The organism is Agathobaculum hominis (genome assembly GCF_014288055.1).
GTDB classification, from domain to species: Bacteria; Bacillota; Clostridia; order Oscillospirales; family Butyricicoccaceae; genus Agathobaculum; species Agathobaculum hominis.
Window position 1 is genome coordinate 187,714 of sequence record NZ_JACOPK010000002.1, and the last position, 18,421, is coordinate 206,134.

At 61.0% G+C, this 18,421-nt stretch carries 18 protein-coding genes; 15 read left to right on the forward strand and 3 right to left on the reverse strand.

The window, feature by feature from the left end; all coding sequences use genetic code 11:
* Nucleotides 1-131: 131 nt before the first annotated feature.
* Nucleotides 132-656 carry an adenine phosphoribosyltransferase gene (locus H8S02_RS02750; protein ID WP_186969199.1) on the reverse strand — a complete coding sequence of 175 codons (525 nt, stop codon included), beginning with the start codon at nucleotides 654-656 and terminating at the stop codon, nucleotides 132-134.
* Between the two features lie 220 nt (nucleotides 657-876).
* Here H8S02_RS02750 and H8S02_RS02755 point away from each other — a divergent pair, with 220 nt between their 5' ends.
* Nucleotides 877-1,650 carry a copper homeostasis protein CutC gene (locus tag H8S02_RS02755; protein WP_330601917.1) on the forward strand — a complete coding sequence of 258 codons (774 nt, stop codon included), beginning with the start codon at nucleotides 877-879 and terminating at the stop codon, nucleotides 1,648-1,650.
* Entirely contained in the window at nucleotides 1,651-2,484 is an 834-nt protein-coding gene (gene licT / locus H8S02_RS02760) for a BglG family transcription antiterminator LicT (RefSeq protein WP_186969200.1), read from the forward strand. It begins immediately after the preceding gene.
* A gap of 77 nt (nucleotides 2,485-2,561) precedes the next feature.
* Here the strand turns inward: licT and H8S02_RS02765 are convergent, their stop codons facing one another.
* Nucleotides 2,562-4,646 (reverse strand): elongation factor G, encoded by a 2,085-nt coding sequence (locus tag H8S02_RS02765; protein WP_186969201.1) that lies wholly within the window; start codon nucleotides 4,644-4,646, stop codon nucleotides 2,562-2,564.
* Between the two features lie 302 nt (nucleotides 4,647-4,948).
* Here H8S02_RS02765 and H8S02_RS02770 point away from each other — a divergent pair, with 302 nt between their 5' ends.
* The 6 genes from H8S02_RS02770 to nagA all read left to right on the forward strand — a co-directional run bounded on the left by H8S02_RS02770 (nucleotide 4,949) and on the right by nagA (nucleotide 10,076).
* Nucleotides 4,949-5,344, forward strand: coding sequence for a DUF4186 domain-containing protein (locus tag H8S02_RS02770; protein WP_186969202.1), 396 nt, complete (start codon nucleotides 4,949-4,951; stop codon nucleotides 5,342-5,344).
* A gap of 323 nt (nucleotides 5,345-5,667) precedes the next feature.
* The gene (locus H8S02_RS02775) at nucleotides 5,668-6,159 is read left to right on the forward strand and encodes a PTS sugar transporter subunit IIA (RefSeq protein WP_186969203.1); all 492 of its coding nucleotides are present in this window, start codon (nucleotides 5,668-5,670) and stop codon (nucleotides 6,157-6,159) included.
* 25 nt (nucleotides 6,160-6,184) lie between these two features.
* Nucleotides 6,185-6,442: an HPr family phosphocarrier protein gene (locus H8S02_RS02780; protein ID WP_118684056.1), complete on the forward strand. Its 258-nt coding sequence runs from the start codon at nucleotides 6,185-6,187 to the stop codon at nucleotides 6,440-6,442.
* Between the two features lie 169 nt (nucleotides 6,443-6,611).
* Nucleotides 6,612-8,096, forward strand: a complete 1,485-nt coding sequence (locus tag H8S02_RS02785; protein WP_186969204.1) for a PTS transporter subunit EIIC — start codon at nucleotides 6,612-6,614, stop codon at nucleotides 8,094-8,096.
* Nucleotides 8,097-8,217: 121 nt separating this feature from the next.
* Nucleotides 8,218-8,955, forward strand: a complete 738-nt coding sequence (gene nagB / locus H8S02_RS02790) for a glucosamine-6-phosphate deaminase (RefSeq protein WP_186969205.1) — start codon at nucleotides 8,218-8,220, stop codon at nucleotides 8,953-8,955.
* 11 nt (nucleotides 8,956-8,966) lie between these two features.
* A complete protein-coding gene (nagA, locus tag H8S02_RS02795; protein ID WP_186969206.1) occupies nucleotides 8,967-10,076 on the forward strand; it encodes an N-acetylglucosamine-6-phosphate deacetylase in 1,110 nt (369 codons plus the stop codon).
* A 304-nt stretch (nucleotides 10,077-10,380) separates the two neighbouring features.
* Here the strand turns inward: nagA and H8S02_RS02800 are convergent, their stop codons facing one another.
* Complete coding sequence (locus H8S02_RS02800; protein WP_207722047.1) at nucleotides 10,381-10,662, reverse strand: Dabb family protein; 282 nt, start codon at nucleotides 10,660-10,662, stop codon at nucleotides 10,381-10,383.
* Nucleotides 10,663-11,132: 470 nt separating this feature from the next.
* Here H8S02_RS02800 and H8S02_RS02805 point away from each other — a divergent pair, with 470 nt between their 5' ends.
* The 7 genes from H8S02_RS02805 (at nucleotide 11,133) to dprA (ending at nucleotide 18,374) form a co-directional block, all read left to right on the forward strand.
* Nucleotides 11,133-12,137, forward strand: a complete 1,005-nt coding sequence (locus tag H8S02_RS02805; protein WP_186969208.1) for an ABC transporter substrate-binding protein — start codon at nucleotides 11,133-11,135, stop codon at nucleotides 12,135-12,137.
* 28 nt (nucleotides 12,138-12,165) lie between these two features.
* Nucleotides 12,166-13,035, forward strand: a complete 870-nt coding sequence (locus H8S02_RS02810) for an ABC transporter permease (protein WP_186969209.1) — start codon at nucleotides 12,166-12,168, stop codon at nucleotides 13,033-13,035.
* Entirely contained in the window at nucleotides 13,029-13,826 is a 798-nt protein-coding gene (locus H8S02_RS02815; RefSeq protein ID WP_118723356.1) for an ABC transporter ATP-binding protein, read from the forward strand. Before H8S02_RS02810 ends, H8S02_RS02815 begins: the two co-directional genes overlap by 7 nt.
* Nucleotides 13,827-14,307: 481 nt before the next feature.
* The gene (locus tag H8S02_RS02820; RefSeq protein ID WP_330601918.1) at nucleotides 14,308-15,675 is read left to right on the forward strand and encodes a TrkH family potassium uptake protein; all 1,368 of its coding nucleotides are present in this window, start codon (nucleotides 14,308-14,310) and stop codon (nucleotides 15,673-15,675) included.
* A 58-nt stretch (nucleotides 15,676-15,733) separates the two neighbouring features.
* A complete protein-coding gene (locus tag H8S02_RS02825; protein WP_186969210.1) occupies nucleotides 15,734-16,390 on the forward strand; it encodes a potassium channel family protein in 657 nt (218 codons plus the stop codon).
* On the forward strand, nucleotides 16,387-17,154 hold the full coding sequence (locus tag H8S02_RS12755) for a TrmH family RNA methyltransferase (RefSeq protein WP_186969211.1): 768 nt from the start codon (nucleotides 16,387-16,389) through the stop codon (nucleotides 17,152-17,154). Before H8S02_RS02825 ends, H8S02_RS12755 begins: the two co-directional genes overlap by 4 nt.
* A 14-nt stretch (nucleotides 17,155-17,168) precedes the next feature.
* Entirely contained in the window at nucleotides 17,169-18,374 is a 1,206-nt protein-coding gene (gene dprA, locus H8S02_RS02835; protein ID WP_186969212.1) for a DNA-processing protein DprA, read from the forward strand.
* The last annotated feature ends 47 nt before the right edge of the window (nucleotides 18,375-18,421 follow it).

Below are 18,421 nucleotides of genomic sequence, written 5' to 3' on the forward strand. Positions count from 1 at the left end.
TTGCGAGTAAATTTTGCGTACTGACGAGGCGCGGTTTTGCGGTAATACTTGACGTATTACCGTGAAATCGCAACAAAGTCAGGGCACAAAATTTCCGCAAAGCGCCGCAGCTTTAATTGTGCGGTGTTGCCTTAGTTTCCTTCGTAGGATACGACGGCCTCGGTCGGGCAGGACGTCAGGCGGTCGCGGCCGTGCAGACCCTTCAGCTCGAGCAGACAGACGATCTTGACGACCTTCGCGCCCAGCTGCTCCACCAGATGTACCGCCGCCTCGAGCGTGCCGCCCGTTGCGATCAGATCGTCAACGATGACCACGCGCAGTCCCGGCGTGATGTCCTCGCGGTGCACCTCGATCTCCGCAGAGCCGTATTCGAGGTCATACGCGATGCGCGAGGTCGCGCGCGGCAGCTTGCCGCTCTTGCGGACCGGAATAAAGGCTTTGTGCAGATTGTATGCCATCGGCATGCCGAACAGGAAGCCCCTCGACTCCAGTCCGACGATCGCATCGAATTCCGTATCCCCGATCTTCGCCGTCATCTCATCTACCGCCAGCCGCAGTCCGTCCGCGTCCTTGAGTACGCTCGTGATATCACGGAAGATGATGCCGGCCTTCGGGTAGTCCGGGATGCTCGTGATATACTGCTCCACCTTGCTCATAGGTTTTCATGTCTCCTCCCCGGTCCGGGGAGCGTCCCCGTCCGATCTTTTTTCCGCCGTCCCCATCAGGGACGGACGGCACAAATCTATTGTATCAAATTTCCGATAGGTTGCAAGTAGAATTTACAGATTTACCGCTTTCTTAGAGAAAAATTCATTGACCGTATCGCTGCGGAGTGATATACTTAATCAAATATGTAAGGAAAAGAGAAGGAAAGGGATGATGCGCATGGCTGGACTGCTCGAGGTCTGCGCAGACAGCGTCTGCTCTGCGGTAAACGCAGCAAGGGGAGGGGCGGACCGCATTGAACTGTGCTCCGCGCTGCCGCTCGGCGGACTTTCGCCGGACGAGGATCTGTTCTGCATGGTGCGCGAACGGGTCGATATTCCCGTCCGTGTGCTGCTGCGTCCGCGCGCAGGCGATTTTCTGTATGATGAGGACGAGTTTGAACTGCTCTGCTGTCAGGCGGCGCGCTTTGCCGGCCTGGGTGCGGACGGCATCGTCATCGGCATGCTGAACCCGGACGGTACGCTCGACGCCGAGCGCATGAGTGCGCTCATGACCTGCGGCGACGGCTGCGGGGTCACGCTCCACCGCGCGTTCGACGTCTGCCGCGACGCGCACGAGGCGCTGCGCACGGCAAAGGAGCTCGGCGTGGACACCATCCTCACTTCAGGGCAGCAGGCTCGCTGCGCAGACGGCGCACCGCTGCTGCGCGAGCTGGTCTCGGAGAGCGGGGAAGGGCTGCGCATCCTGATCGGCGGCGGCGTGAACGCGGACGTCATCCGCGCGCTCGCACCGCAGACCGGTGCCGACGCTTTTCATCTGTCGGCGAAGGCAGTCGTGCCGAGCAGCATGGAGTTCCGCCGCGAGGCGGTTCCGATGGGCGCGGCCGGACTGAATGAATTTGAGCTCTGGCGGTGCGACGAAGGCGCAGTGCGCGCTGCACGCGAGGCTCTGGATGCGGTCTGCACCGCGCGAAAGGAAAACTGAATGCAGATACAAAAAGTATTGAACAACAATGTTGTCGTTGCCCTTGATGAAAACGGCGCGGAGACCGTGCTCATGGGACGGGGACTCGGATTCGGGTGCAGGCCGGGCGGCGAGGTCTGTCAGGCGAAGGTCGAAAAACGCTTTTCCATGCATTCCGACCAGCTTTCGAGTCGTTTTCAGCAGCTTGTCACCAGTATCCCTCTGCCGCATTTCATGATGAGCGAGCGCATCATCAACCATGCGAAGCTGTCGCTCGGCCGCGAGCTGTCCGACAGTATCTATGTCACCCTTCCCGACCATATTTCGGGCGCGATCTCGCGCTACAGGGAGGGGATCCGCCTTCAGAATCCGCTGCTCTGGGACATTCAGCAGTTCTACAGGGACGAATATCAGGTCGGCCTCAAGGCGAACGAGATCGTGCTCGAGGAGACCGGCGTTGCTTTTACCGAGGATGAAGCCGGGTTTATCGCCATGCACTTTGTCAACGCGCAGATCGGCGGCGAGATTCGCGAGGTCTACGACATGACCTACCTGATGCAGGCCGCGCTGCGTATCGTGCGCGAGGTCTACGGCGCTGAGCCGGACAGCTCGACCATCGAATACTACCGCTTTATCACGCATCTGAAATTCTTTGCGCGCCGCATCGTCGGCAGCCAGAAATACGGCGATGAGGACACCGATCTGCTCGAGGTCGTGCGCTTCAAGTATCCCTGCGCGTTCGCCTGCGCCGAAAAGATATGCAGCTATGTGCTGACCGAAAAGGGCTTTCGCGCCGGGGACAACGAGCTGCTGTATCTGACGATACATATCGCGCGAGTGATGAAGGACAACTGAGAGAGACTGGCGAAAAAACGAAGCCTTTCGACAAAATAAATCCCCCAATCCTATGATTGGGGGATTTTCAGTATCGTTTAGTCCTTGTTCAGCGCTTCCATGCGGGCCTTGTTTTCGGCGATGACCTTTTCCTGTACCGGAGCCGGTGCCTCGTCGTAGCGCTCGAACTTGGAAACGAACGAGCCGCGGCCCTGCGTCATCGAACGCAGCTTGATCGCGTAGTCGCCAAGCTCTGCCATCGGGCATTCTGCAACGATCTCCTGCTTGCCGCCGTCGAGCGGGTTCATGCCCATGATGCGGCCGCGGCGCTTGTTGAGGTCGCCGATGACGTCGCCCATGTAGGAATCCGGGATAACGACCTTCATCGAGCAGACAGGCTCGAGCAGAACCGGAGATGCCTGCGGGATGCCGGCCTTGTAGGCCAGACGGGCTGCCATCTTGAAGGACAGCTCGTTGGAGTCTACGTCATGATACGAGCCGTCGAGCAACGTTGCGCGCAGACCGACCATCGGATAGCCGGCGAGCACGCCGTGCTCCATGGCCTCGCGGATGCCCTTGTCGACAGCCGGATGGAAGTTCTTCGGAACCGAACCGCCGAAGATCTTTTCCTGGAACAGATAATCGCCCTCTGCATACGGTGCGAACTCCATCTTGACGTGACCGTACTGACCGTGGCCGCCGGACTGCTTCTTGTGCTTGCCTTCGACGACGACCGGCTTGCGGATCTTTTCGCGGTACGGTACGATCGGAGCGGACAGCGTGACTTCTACGCCGAACTTGTCTCTGAGCTTGGAGCACAGAACGTCCAGCTGAATATCGCCGGCACCGGAGATGAGGTGCTGCTTGGTCTCGGGGTTGAATTCGGTCTCGAAGGACGGGTCCTCGTCATGCAGACGGGACAGACCGGTGGAGATCTTCTCCTCGGCGCCCTTGACCTTGGCTGCGATCGCCTGCGTGTAGCAGGGAGGCGCGAACTCGATCGGCTCGAGCTCGACCTTGCGCACGCTCATGGACAGGGTGTCGCCCGTCCTGGTCGTGACCAGCTTGGAGACCGCGCCGATGTCGCCGCAGCCGACGACCGGAACCTCGGACGTCTTTTTGCCGCAGACGGTGAAGATGTGACCCATCTTCTCGTTCGCGTCCGCGCGCTTGTTGACGAGCGTCATATCCTGCTTGACCTCGCCGGACATGACCTTGAAGTAGGAGAAGCGGCCGTACTGGTCAGCGACCGTCTTGAATACAAATGCACAGGTCGAACCGTTCGGGGCGCAGTTGATCTCGATCAGCTCGCCCTTTTCGTCCTCGCACAGCTCTACCGGCTTCTCGTCCGGGGACGGCATGTAGTCCGCGATGCCCTTGAGCAGCGCGTAGGAGCCGATGCCGGTCGCAGCCGTGCCGCAGAATACCGGCGCGAGGACCAGATCCTTGACGCCCTGACGGATGCCGGCGATCAGCTCTTCATCCGAGAACTCCTCGCCTGCGAAATAGCGCTCCATCAGATCCTCGGACAGCTCCGCGATGTTCTCACACAGCGCCGCGCGGTGCTGGTCGATGCGGTCCTTCATGTCCTCGGGGATCGGGATCTCGACGCGCTTGTTGCCGTCCATGCGGTAGGCCTTGCGGATAACGCAGTCGACGATGCCGACGGTGTCGCGGTTGCCCTCGAAGATCGGGACAACGATCGGCGCTACCGATACGCCGAACTGCTTCTGCAGCTTGTGCAGAGAGGTATAGTAATCCGAGTTTTCCTCGTCGATTTTCGAGATGTAGAACATGCGCGGCATTGCCTGCTCCTCGCAGCGCTCCCACGCCTTTTCCGTGCCGACGCCCGGGCCGGACTTGCCGGTCGCGACGATCAGAGCGGACTCTGCAACGCGCATCGCGCACTGCACTTCGCTTTCAAAATCAAAGAAGCCCGGGGTGTCGAGCAGGTTGATCTTGCAGTCGTTCCATTCTACGGGCGCTACTGCGGTCGAGATCGAGAACTTGCGGCGGATTTCTTCGGGGTCGAAATCGCAGACCGTGTTGCCGTCGGCGATCTTGCCTACGCGGTCGGTCGCACCGGAGATATTAAGCAGGCTCTCGACGAGCGAGGTCTTGCCGTCGCCGCCGTGGCCCATGAGACATACGTTACGGATCTTGTTTACCGGATAATTGGCCATAATTGATATACACTCCCTTACCCCTGCCTGTCGCACGGGCGTTTGTTGACGGGATTGCTTCCCTGCTTGTAATTATACACTACTGAGAGCGTATACGCAAGCTGTTTTTTGTGTAAATTTCCGAAAACGCTTTGCGTATGCGTGCCCGTGCACGCACTGCGCTCTTCGCTACTCTGCGGTCGTTTTGCCAAATGAAGGCAGGATGAACCGCGGCTTTCACAGCACAATAGCCATCTCGCCGGCGGCACTTGCATCTTTCTTCGTCATGTTCTACAATAAGAAAGAGAAGGAGACGAGCTTCCATGAATTTTGAAGAAAACACCGTGCGCTATGCGCAGATCTCCGCCGCACTTTCGCGCTCGCGCTTCCGCAGCCGCTTCCGTCTCGGCCTGAAGGACCGCCAGTATATCTGCGACAGGGGATGGGAGACCATGCGCCGCCACGCCGCCGAGCTGGTCGCAGAGCGGCTCGCGCCCGCCTTTATCCCGAACGACGGCAAACAGACGCCCATGCGCGGCCATCCGGTCTTTATCGCGCAGCACGCGACCGCCTGCTGCTGCCGCGGCTGTCTGGAAAAATGGCATAAAATCCCTTCCGGGCGCGCGCTGACCGCCGCCGAGCAGGAATACATCGTCGGCATGCTGCTGTTCTGGATGCAGCGCGAAATGACCTCGCCTCTGCCCGGAAGCAGGCGGTGACGGCTGCTTTTGTGCAAAGTGTAGAAAAACGGCGCTGTTTTTTGGCAGGTCCACCGTCGATTTGTGCTTGCAAACGGATTTTTATTCTGTTACAATAAAAACAACAAGTAGATAGCAGGCATTTCCAGAAGGGCAGCGTCCCTTCGACTTTTAATGGATTGTTACCGCTTCGGCGGGCAAAACCAGATTTCTCGCACCAGTCTTTGCAGTAAGACGGTATATAGGCGATGAAATTTGGTTTTTTATTTTTTTCGCATGTTTTATCTGCTCAACCGACATACTATGTGGACGACAGTCCAATGCAGAAAGAGTGTGAATGTATCATGTTTGGCAAGCTGAAAAACCTGTTTTCCCAGCCCGGCATCACGATCGCCTCTCCGGTCTCCGGAACGGTCGTGCCGCTGGCGGAGGTTCCCGATCCGACCTTTGCGCAGGGCATCCTCGGTCCCGGAGCCGCTGTACAGCCGAGCGAGGGACGAATTGTTGCCCCGGCGAACGGTACGGTCGACATGATGTTCGATACCGGACACGCGGTCTCCATGACCACGTCGGAGGGCGCTGAGCTGCTCATCCATGTCGGCATCGACACGGTCAGCCTCAAGGGACAGCACTACACCGCAAAATGCAAATCGGGCGACACCGTCCGCAAGGGCGATACGCTGATCGAATTCGACATCGACGCCATCCGCAAGGCTGGCTACGAGGTCGTAACGCCGGTCATCGTATGCAACCCCGATGCGTTCGCCTCGGTCAAGACCGAAGACGCCGGAAGCGTTCAGGCAGGCGACGATCTGCTGACGCTCGAAAAGAAGTAAAGAAGTAAAAAGGAGATATTTCACCATGAAAACATTCGAATACACGATTACCGATGAGCTCGGCATCCACGCCCGTCCGGCCGGCATGCTCGTCAAGGAGGCGTCCAAGTTCGCCTCCAAAATCATGATCGCTTCTCCGAAGAAGGAGGTCGACGCCAAGCGCATCATGGGCGTGATGAGCATGGGCGCAAAGAAGGGCGACACCGTAAAGCTCACCATCGAGGGCGCGGACGAGGCGGAGGCTGCTGCTTCTCTCGAAAAGTTTCTTCAGGATAACCTGTAAACGCGGTTTCATTTCGCCCTGCGGGCGATGAAATAAGCCGTTTTCCCTGTTCGGCTCTCGGAAAACGGCGTTCGGATGTATTTTCCTCAAAACAGTTCGTTATGGAATACATCGTCATTCACAAGGCGCCGCAAAAATGCGGCATTTACAAAGAGGAGGGGACTCTATTATGATGAAAAAGCTGCAAAAATTAGGTAAGGCACTCATGCTGCCGGTAGCAGCGCTCCCGATCTGCGGTATTCTGATGGGCCTCGGCTATGCGATCGCTCCGGGCGTTATGGGCGTACCGGGCGCGGCGACGAGCGGTGCGCTGTACAACATCGGCTTCCTGCTCATCAAGGCGGGCGGCGCGCTGATCGACAACATGGCATGGCTGTTCGTTATCGGCGTAGCGGTCGGTCTGTCCGATGACAGAGACGGTACATCCGCTCTCGCCGGTCTGGTTTCCTGGCTGATGATGACCAATCTGCTGAGCACCGGCGTCGTCACCACGCTCATGCCGGCCATCGCAGACGATCCGGTCAAGACGCTCGCGTTCGATAAGATCCAGAACGTCTTTATCGCGATCATCGCAGGCATCATCGGTTCTGCGTGCTACAACCGCTTCAAGAGCGCGAAGCTTCCCGACTGGCTGGCATTCTTCAGCGGCAAGCGCTGCGTTGCGATCGTAACCGGTCTGGTTTCCATCGTGGTATCCGTCGTTCTGCTGTTCGTCTGGCCGATCATCTTCGGCGCGCTCGTTTCTGTCGGCGAAGCCATCATCGGCATGGACGGCATCGGCGCAGGCATCTACGCATTCCTCAACCGCCTGCTCATTCCGACCGGCCTGCACCACGCACTCAACAACGTATTCTGGTTCGATACCATCGGCCTCGGCGACCTGTCGCACTACTGGGCTGGCGACGTTACCGGTCAGAACGGCGTTACCTGGAGCCTCGGCATGTATATGTCCGGCTTCTTCCCCTGCATGATGTTCGGCGTATTCGGCGCGGCTCTGGCTATGATCAAGACCGCGAAGAACAAGAAGGCTGCCATCGGTCTGGTTCTGTCCGCTGCGATCTGCGCATTCATCTGCGGCGTTACCGAGCCGTTTGAGTTCGGCTTCATGTTCCTGTGCTTCCCGCTGTATATTGTATATGCAGCTCTGTACGGCATCTTCACCGTCATCACCTACTACGTCGGCTTCCGCGCAGGCTTCTGCTTCTCCGCAGGCGCGACCGACCTCGTATTCTCGTCCTTCCTGCCGGCGGCGAACAACACCCTGATGATCATCCCGCTCGGCATCGCGGCATTCGTCGTATTCTATCTGGTATTCTACTTTGCCATCACCAAGTTCAACCTCAAGACCCCGGGCCGTGAGGATGAGGAGGCTGATTTCGCAGAGGCAGACAAGAACGCGACTCTCGCGAACAATGACTTCACCGCGATCGCTGCGGCCGTTCTCGAAGGCCTCGGCGGCAAGGAGAATGTCGCATCTCTCGACAACTGCATCACCCGTCTGCGCATCGAAGTCAAGGACGGCACGCAGGTCAACGAGAAGAAGATCAAGGAAGCAGGCGTTGCAGGCGTAATGCGCCCGTCTCAGACTGCGATTCAGGTCATCATTGGCACCAAGGTTCAGTTCGTAGCCGACGAAATGGCAAAGATGCTCTAAAATCCATTTGACCATATCTGTTTGCATATCACCAGATTGCGCTCCGCGCAATGGAAGGGGCGGGCGAAAGCCTGCCCCTTCTGTTTTCTGACAAAACGAAAAACGAAAGAGGTAATGCATTATGAAAATCATCCGCGCAAAAGACTATAACGACATGAGCCGCAAGGCCGCGAACATCATCTCCGCGCAGGTCATCCTGAAGCCGGAGTCCGTGCTCGGTCTCGCGACCGGCTCCTCGCCCATCGGCATTTACGAGCAGCTCATCAAGTGGTATCACAAGGGCGACGTCGATTTCGGCGCCTGCACGACCTTCAATCTGGACGAATACCGCGGTCTGACCCCGGATCACGACCAGAGCTACCACTATTTCATGCACAAGAACTTTTTTGATGCAGTGAACGTTCCGGACGAGCGCATCAACCTGCCCGACGGCGCACAGCTTGACGCCGAGCGGGAGTGCCACCGCTATGACGCGGCCATCAGAGCGGCGGGCGGCATCGACCTCCAGCTGCTCGGCATGGGCCTCAACGGCCACATCGGCTTCAATGAGCCGGACGAGTATTTCTCCAAGGGCACGCACTGCGTCAACCTCACCGAGTCCACCATCGAGGCGAACAAGCGCTTTTTCGCCTCGGCCGATGATGTGCCGCGTCAGGCGTACACCATGGGCGTGCAGACCATCATGCTCGCGCGCCGCATCGTTCTGGTCGTTTCGGGCGAAAACAAGGCGAAAACCGTTCGCGAAGCCTTCTTCGGCCCGGTAACGCCGCGCGTTCCGGCATCCATCCTTCAGCTTCATACCGACGTTTCCATTGTCGCGGACGAAGCTGCGCTCTCTCTTTGTACCGATCTTCTCTGAGGTGAGATTTCATGCAGTTCAGCAATTTGAAAATCTATCAGCCCGACGGCACGTTCCGCACGGGCAGTCTCGCGGTCGCGGATGACCGCATCCTTGCCGCCGGGGAGACCGGCGACGCGGTGGACATGGACGGTCTCTACGCTATCCCCGGCCTGGTCGATCTGCACTTCCACGGCTGCATGGGACGCGATTTCTGCGACGGCACGGCCGAAGCGATCTCGACCCTTGCCGCCTATCAGGCGCAGAACGGCGTCGCCGCCATCTGTCCGGCGACCATGACCTATCCCGAGGAAAAGCTGACGCAGATCGCGCAGGCTGCCGCCGCATGGAGCGCACAGCCGCACGAGGCCGCGCTCGTCGGCATCAATATGGAGGGGCCGTTCATCTCGGAAAAGAAAAAGGGCGCGCAGAACGGCGCCTATCTGCACGCACCGGACGCCGCGATGTTCCGCCGCGTGCAGGCGCAGGCGAACGGTCTGTTCAAGCTGTGCGACCTTGCGCCCGAGCTGCCCGGTGCGATGCAGACCATCGAGGAGCTGTCCGGCGAGGTCCGCATCTCGCTCGCCCACACTGAGGCGGATTACGACACGGCCTGCGAGGCATTCCGCCGCGGCGCGCGGCAGGTCACGCACCTGTACAACGCCATGCCGCCGTTCTCCCATCGCGCTCCGGGCGTCATCGGCGCGGCCTTTGACAGCGAAAACGTCGCGGTCGAGCTGATCGCGGACGGCGTGCACATTCATCCTTCGGTCGTCCGCGCGGTCTTTACCCTGTTTGGCGGCCGTGTCATCCTCATTTCGGACAGCATGATGGCGACCGGTCTCGAGGACGGCGAATACTCGCTCGGCGGACAGGCTGTCACCGTGCGCGGCAATCTCGCCACGCTGCACGACGGCACGATCGCCGGTTCCGCCACCAATCTGATGGACTGCGTCCGGAGCGCGGTGCGCATGGGCATTCCGCTCGGTCAGGCCGTGCAGGCGGCCTCGACAAATCCGGCCCGTGCGCTCGGCATCGAGCACGATTACGGATCTCTCGAGGCCGGAAAGCTCGCAAACGTGGTTCTGCTCGACGACGAGCTGAATATTCATACCATCCTGCTGCGCGGCAGGATGCTGTAACAGCCGAACGCCGGACAGGAACGTCAAAAAGCACGAAAGCCGGGGTATCATCCCCGGCTGCAATCTGTCGATAAAGTCCGTTTTCGCGATGCTGGCGCTGTCGCGCGGCAGCGCGCATGTAATAATATTTGCGAAGCAAATATATCAAAACCGGGGGCGTGCACCTCGGTTTTGATGCTTTAAGAGGGAGAAAGTTTCCGTATGGGAACTTTCGGACGTCCGTGTTCTGCGCAGTCAGAACACAGATTGTCGGAAAAACGATAGTTTTTCGACAGTCTCAAGCCGGGGTATCGTCCCCGGCTGCTCAGACCTCAAGATCTCCGGCGAGGCGTCCGGTGACGAGCGACGCGCAGCGCTCGCGGTGCGCGACGTGAAGCGGATGGTCGCGGAAGGCCGCGAGCGCGTTCCTGTCGTCCAGGTCGGCGTAAAACACGAGATCGTATTCGCCGCCGGCGAGGTTCGGGCCGATCTTTGCGTTGTGCAGGCCGGGAATGGGGGCGAGCGTCTCGACGGACGCCGCAAGGCGCGCTTCGGCTTCACGGCGCTTCTCGCCCTCGCGGTACTCCTCCTGAAGCTTCCAGAACAAAATGTGTCGTATCATGGGTCAATTCCTTCTTTTTTGATCGGATATGAAATGCTTGCGCGGCATATTATAAAAACTGTACAAACACTGCTTCTATGATATAGCAAAAATTCATAAAAATAAAGTCTTGTAACGTGCTGAAGTGCGTGATACAATAGACCCATCACAAACCGAAGAAGCGGAAGTAAAACCGGTAAGCGGGTTTGCAGAGAGCCGGGGGCGGTGGAAGCCCGGCAGCAGCGCATCGGACAAATGGACCGCAGAGGGTGCATGGGAACGGTCTTCGGACCCAGTATAGTGCAACGGAACTCCCCGTTACGGAGAAGGAGCGTGTTAGCGTTCCGATGAGTGCGCGCCGCACGGCGCGAAGCAAGGTGGCACCGCAGGATGATTTTATCGCCTGTCCTTGGAAGAAATTCTGAGGACGGGCGTTTTTGTTTGTCCTCGACGACATGCCAAAGGAGAGATACCCCATGAAAAACAAGTTTTTAGCAGCACTTCTCGCAGGCGCAAGCCTTCTGACCATGACCGCCTGCGGCGGCAATGCCTCTGCGGATACCGGCGCGGACGCAAATGCGGACACCGGCGCCGCAGCAGGCGACACCGCAAAGGTCGCGGTCGTTCAGCTGGTCGACAACGATGCGTTCACCGAGATGATCGACAGCTTCGAGAACAAGCTGACCGAGCTGTACGGCGACGGCGTGACCTATGACGTGAAGGACGCGCAGGGCGATATGTCCACGCTCAACTCGATCGCGTCCGAGCTCAAGACAGCGGATTACGACCTCGTCGTTCCGATCGTTACCCCGGCGACGCAGGCGGTCGTCAATGCGGGCGTGACCGCGCCGGTCGTTTTCATCTCCGTGACCGACCCGGTGGCGGCAGGCATCATGGGAGACATGGCAAAGCCGGATAAGAACGCGACCGGCACCTCGAACATCGTTCCGGTCGATGAGATCTTCACGCTCGCGGGCAAGCTGACCCCGGACGTCAAGAACATCGGCATCCTGTACTGCTCGGGCGAGAAGAACGCCGTTTTGACCGCCGAGAAGGCAAAGGCATACCTCGATACCACGGATTACACCTATGAGGAAGTCACCGTTGCCTCCTCGAACGAGGTACAGCAGGCGGCGCAGTCGCTCGCAGGCAAGGTTGACGCGATCTATATCCCGATCGACTCCACCGTGCAGTCCGCGATGGCGCAGGTCGTCGAGGCGGCGAACGCAGCAGGTATCCCGGTTTACGGCTCTGACCCGGTCATGGTCAAGTCCGGCGCGCTGGCCTGCGTATCGGTCTCCAACACGCAGCTCGGTGAGCGCTCCGCAGAGATGGCATATGATATTCTGAACGGCAAGGACGTTTCCGAGGTCCCGGCCGAGGCAATGAGCGACTTCCAGTACGTTTGCAGCAGGGCCGCAGCCGATGCACTCAGCATCACGCTGCCGGAGGACGGCTCGGTAACGCTGATCGGCGGCTGAGACGCCGCAAAAAAGGGAGAGATAAACCATGAACTTCTTTCTGGACTCGGCGCTGCTCGGTCTTGAATACGCGCTGCTCGCGGTCGGCGTGTACATCACGTTCCGCATCCTGAACCTGCCCGACCTCACGGTCGACGGCTCGTTCACGTTCGGCATGGCGGTCTCGACCGTGCTGTGCGCGGCGGCGCATCCGTTTGCCGGTCTGCTGGCCGGTGCGCTGGCCGGCGCGGCCGCCGGTGTTGTGACCGGATTTTTGCAGACGCACTGTAAAATCCATCCCATTCTCGCAGGCATTCTGACGATGAGCGGCCTGTATACCGTGAACATCACGGTGCTGGGCGGCCCGAACGTATCGCTGCTCGACGCGCCCAAGTTCTTCGAGGTGCTCGGCGGCAAAGCGCCTGCGGTGGGTCTGGTAACGGCGGTGATCGTCGTGCTGGTCACGCTGTTCTTCCAGACGGTCGGCGGCCTGTGCATCCGCGCGGCAGGCTCGAACGAGGACATGGTGCGCGCCTCCTCCATCAACACGACGGCAGTCCGCTGGGCGGCGCTCGCGCTGGCGAATGCGCTGGTCGCGCTCTCGGGCGCGATCCTCGCCCAGTGTCAGGGCTTCGGCGACGTCGGCGCAGGCAGCGGCATGATCGTCATCGGTCTCGCGTCCGTCATCATCGGCGAGGTCATCTGCGGCAGACGTGGCATCGTGATCGGCATCGTCAGTGCGGTGCTCGGCTCGGTCGTCTACCGCATCATCATCGCGCTCGCGCTGCGTTACAATCTGATGAGCGCGAACTCGCTCAAGCTGCTCTCGGCGCTCATCGTCGCGGCAACGCTCGCCGTACCGGCAGCGGCCGCAGCGGTCCGTGCAGGCCGCGAGAGAAAGGAGAACCGCGTATGCTGACGCTCAAACAGCTCGACAAGACCTTCGGCGCAGGCACGGCGAGCGCACATCATGCGCTGTGCGGCATCGACCTCACGCTTCAGGACGGCGAGTTCGTCACGGTCATCGGCTCGAACGGCGCGGGCAAGTCCACGCTGTTCGGCGCGGTCTCCGGCAGCTTTTTCGTGGACAGGGGACGCATTGTGCTCGACGGCGAGGACATCACCTACCTGCCCGAACACAAGCGCGCAAAGCGCATCGCGCGTATTTTTCAGGACCCGATGCGCGGCACAGCGCCCGACCTGACGCTGGAGGAAAACGTGGCGCTCGCGTATGCAAGAGCAGGCGGACACCTTTTCGCACCGGCGCTGCCGCGCAAAAAGCGCGCGTTTTTCCGCGAGCAGCTCGCGCGGCTTGACATGGGGCTGGAGGACCGCATGAAAACGCGGATCGGCCTGCTGTCGGGCGGACAGCGGCAGGCGGTAACGCTGCTGATGGCGACGATCAACACGCCGCGCGTGCTGCTGCTCGACGAGCACACGGCGGCGCTCGACCCGGTGGTCGCGGAGCGCGTGCTGCACATCACGCAGGACATCGTGGCGGAAAATCACATCACGACCATGATGGTCACGCACAACATCGGCGCGGCGCTGTCGCTCGGCACACGCACCATCATGCTCGAGCGCGGAAGGATCGTGCTCGACCTGTCGGGCGAGACGCGCGACAGGCTGGATGTGCCGGGTCTGCTCGCGCTGTACCGCGAGGCGTGCGGCGCGGAGCTGGATAATGACAGGATGCTGTTGTCGCACTGAGCTTCCTCCAGGGGGGACGCTGTCCCCCCTGGATACACCCCCGGTTCCGGAGAAACCGGAGGTGATACCCCCCTCTCGTCCGCACGGCGGACGAGGCCGCGCCGCCGCGGCGCGGGCAGAGGTATAAAAGTCCGGCAGAGCTGGACTTTTATGGGGAATTTTATGCGGCGCTCTGCGGAGCGCCTGCCCTGCCTGTTTTGCCTTCGGCAAAAGTCGGCAGGGGATTGCGCCCCCAGGGGCGCGGAAAGGCACGCGAAAGCGTGCCTTTTTTGACATTTTATTGAGATATATGGATTTTATGGATGAAAAACGAAGGCGGAAAATGGACAGTATGTTGCTTTTTTTCGGGGTCGGATCGGGGGAAAACGTAAAAATTCAGAAAATTTGCCTTGACAGGAGACGCGCAATCTGCTTTTATTAAATGTGATACAAGCGCTGAATGAGACTATTATATATAGGAAAGGCAAGGGGGGATGCGGCTGTGACAGGCCTTAGAAGGCGGGCGCCGAAGAGCCGCGCGATGCACGCGGCGATGGTGATCGCTGTTGGTTTCGCGCTCATTATTCTGGCAGGAGCGCTGCTGCTCATGCTGCCGTGCGCCGCGAAGAGCGGCCGCGCAACGCCCTTCATCGATGCGCTGTTCACCGCGACGAGCGCGACCTGCGTCACCGGTCTGGTCACGGTCAGCACGGCGGTGCACTGGTCGCTTTTCGGCAAATGCGTCATTCTCCTGCTCATCCAGATCGGCGGCCTTGGCTTTATGTCGGTCATGACGGCGGCGTCGCTGCTGCTGCGGCGCACGATCACGCTGCGCGAACGCATGGTCATCGGAGCCGGCTTCGGTCTGGATTCGAGCGGCGGCATCGTGCGGCTGATGCGGCGCGTGCTGGTCGGCACGTTCCTGTTCGAGGGCGTCGGCGCGGGGCTGCTGTCCATCCGCTTCGTGCAGCAGTTCGGGCTGCTGCGCGGCGTCGGCATGGGTGTTTTCCATGCGATATCGGCGTTCTGCAACGGCGGCTTCGACCTCATGGGCACGCCGGACGATCCGTTCTGCTCGCTCGTGCACTATGCGGGGGACCCGCTCGTGAATCTGACCATCATGGCGCTCATCGTGCTCGGCGGTCTCGGCTTTTTTGTATGGAGCGATGTGTGGGATCACAGGCGCTTCCGCCGCCTCAGCCTGCACAGCAAGCTCGTACTCGCCATGTCGGGCGTACTGCTCGGCGGCGGCTTTGTGCTGACGCTGCTGTTTGAGTGGAGCAATCCGGCGACGCTCGGCGGCATGAGCGTGCCGCACAGGCTGCTCGCGGCGGCGTTCCAGACGGTGACGCTGCGCACGGCGGGCTTCAACACCATCGACCAGAGCGCGCTGACCGACCCCTCGCAGGCGGTCGCGTGCGTGCTCATGCTGATCGGCGGCTCGCCCGGCTCGACGGCGGGCGGCCTTAAGACCGTGACGGTGGCAGTGCTCGCGCTCAGCGCGGTCAGCGCGCTGCGCGGACGGACGTCGGTCACGGCCTTCGGACGAACCATCGAGCCGCGCAGCATCATGAATGCGGTCGCGCTCACGGTCGTCGGCGTGACGATCATCCTCGGCGGTGCGTGCACCATTTCGTTTATCGAAAACGTGCCGATGAACCTGTGTCTGTTTGAGACAGCCTCCGCCTTCGGCACGGTGGGTCTCACCATGTCGCTCACGCCGGCGCTTTCGGCGGTCTCGCATATCATGCTGATCGTTATGATGTATTTCGGCCGCGTGGGCGTACTGACGTTCGGCGTTGCGGTATTTCTGCGCCGCAGAGAGCCGCCCAAGCTGACATTCCCCTCGGGCAATGTCATGATCGGCTGAACAAAAAAAGAAAATCCGCAGAGATTACACACAGCCTGTGGATAAAAGGGAGAAAGCAATGAAATCCTTTTTGGTAATCGGTCTCGGCCGCTTCGGCCGGGCGGTCGCGTGCGAGCTCGGCTCGCTCGGACATGAGGTTCTCGCCCTCGACAACAGCGAGGAAAACGTGCAGCACATCGCGGACAGCGTCACGCAGGCTGTCTGCGGAGACGCGCAGGACGAGAGCGTGCTGACCTCGCTCGGCGTGCGCAACTTTGACTGCTGCGTCGTGGCCATCGGCACGGACATCGAGGCGAGCATCCTCGTCACAGTCATGCTCAAGGAGCTCGGCGCGAAACAGGTCGTCTGCAAGGCGCTGTCCGCGCTGCATGCCCGGGTGCTCGAGCGCGTGGGCGCGGACCGCGTCATTCAGCCGGAGAAGGAGATCGGGCAGCGGCTCGCGCAGCATCTCGGCCGCACGAACGTCATCGACTACATCGGCTTTTCGGACGATTTCTCTATTCTGGAGATCAAAACGCCGCGCAGCTGGATCGGAAAAACGATCGGACAGCTCGGCGTGCGCGCGAGGTACGGCATCAACGTTCTGGCCATCCGGCACGGCGAGGGCGGCGTGACGGATGTAACGCCGGGGGCGGACGGCCGCATCAGTGAGAACGACCTGCTGGTCATACTGGGTACGAACGATAAAGTAGATAAAGTGGTGGAACTGAAGTGATAGAGATACAGAGCCGTCAGAACGCTGCGCTCAAGCATCTGGCGCGGCTCGGACGGGAGAGAAAATACCGCCGCTCGACCGGCGAAATGCTGTGCGAGGGCGAAAAAATGCTGACCGAGGCGCTGCGCTCGGGCGCGGAGATCAAGACCGTGCTCGTGCGGCGCGGCTTCGAGAGCGGGGAGCTGCGGCAGGCGGAAAAGCAGGGCGCAGCGATGTACTGCGCGGAGGACGCGCTGTTCTGCCTCGCGAGCGAGGTGGAAAGTCCGCAGAACGTTATTTTTTCCTGCATGCAGCCGCAGTGGGACGCAGCGGCGCTCGATGACAGGGAGCAGGTACTGCTGCTCGACGGCTTGCAGGACCCGGGCAACCTTGGCACGATCCTGCGGACGGCAGAGGCGTTCGCCCTCGGAGCCGTAGTGCTGTGCGAAGGCTGTGCCGACCCGTTTTCGCCCAAGGTCGTCCGCTCGACCATGGGGGCGGTGTTCCGCCTGCCCTGTGTGCAGCTGCCGCTCGCGGACGCGCTCGCCCGGCTGAAAACGGCCGGACTGCCGGTCTACGCGACTGCGCTGCACGAGGACAGCGTGCCGCTCTCGAGCGTTTCGCTCGGCCGGGCCGCCGTCATCATCGGCAGCGAGGGCAGGGGCGTGAGCGAGAGCGCGCTGCGCCTGTCCGACCGGCGCGTGATCATCCCGATGCACGGCCGCGCCGAGTCGCTCAACGCAGGCGTCGCGGCGGCGATCGTGATCTATGAAATGACGAAATAAGGAGGCGGAAGGGCATGTCGTCACTGCTGAGCTATGTCTGGTTATCCCTCAAGCGAGGCCTGGGAAACTATCTGCGCGCGGAGGTGCTGCGCCGCATGGGCTCGCCCGAGGCGGTTTACGCCGCGGACAGCACAATGCTCGCGCAGAGCTGTCCCAGTCTGCGGCGGCAGCATATCGAGCTGCTGTGCGACAAATCGACGGACGAGGCCGAACAGGTCATCACGCAGTGCGCACGCGAGGACATCCGCATCCTGCCCGTTTCGGACGCCGCCTACCCGGACCGCCTGCGGCAGATCGAGGACCCGCCGGTCGTGCTGTATATCCGCGGCCGGTGGCCGGATTTCGACACCATGCCGGGTATCGCGGTCGTCGGCACGCGGCAGGCGACGAGCTACGGCGTGCAGGTCGCCGGGACGATCGGCGCGGAGCTGGCGAAGGCCGGCTTTGTCACGGTCAGCGGCATGGCGCTCGGCAACGACGCGGCGGCGCATCGCGGCGCGCTCCGCGCAGGCGGTCTGACGGTCGCGGTGCTCGCCGGAGGCCCGGATGTGTGCTATCCGCCGCAGAACCGCGCCCTCATGGGCGATATCCTGCTTTCCGGCGCGGTCATCAGCGAATATCCGCCCGGGACCGAGCCGGACGGCCTCAACTACAAGAGCCGCAACCGCATCATCAGCGGCCTGTGCGTCGCGACGGTCATCGTCGAGGCCGGAAGCGCGCGCTCGGGCGCGCTCATCACCGCGCGTCACGCGCTCGACCAGAGCCGCGACGTTTATGCGGTCCCCGGTGCGATGGGCGCGCCGCAGTCCAGAGAGTGCAACGCCCTCATCGAGCGGTGCGAGGCCGCCCTGCTGAACGACCCGAGAGCGCTCGTGCGCGAGTATGCGAGCCTGCTGCCCGGCGGCGCGGCCGCATTTCATGCCTATACCCGCCCGCCCGTCGCGCGGACGGTGCCGAAGCAGCGCACCGCGCCCGAACGGCGCACGCCTGCAAAACCGGCTCCGGCGCCAGAAAAGCCGGCGTTTGCCATGCCGGAGGGACTGGATGAGAACGAGCAGAAGATCGTCCGTCTGGTCGCGGAGGGCATGCACAGTCTGGAGGAGCTGGTCGAGTGCTGCGGTCTGCCCGCGCCGCGGCTGATGTGCATGGTCACGACCCTCGAGATGGAGGGCGTGCTCGAGCGCGACGCGGCGAACGTCCGTCTCGCAGGACAGGAATGAGTAAGAAGAAAAGAAAGATAATATGACAGGCGCAGCGCCTGTCAGCG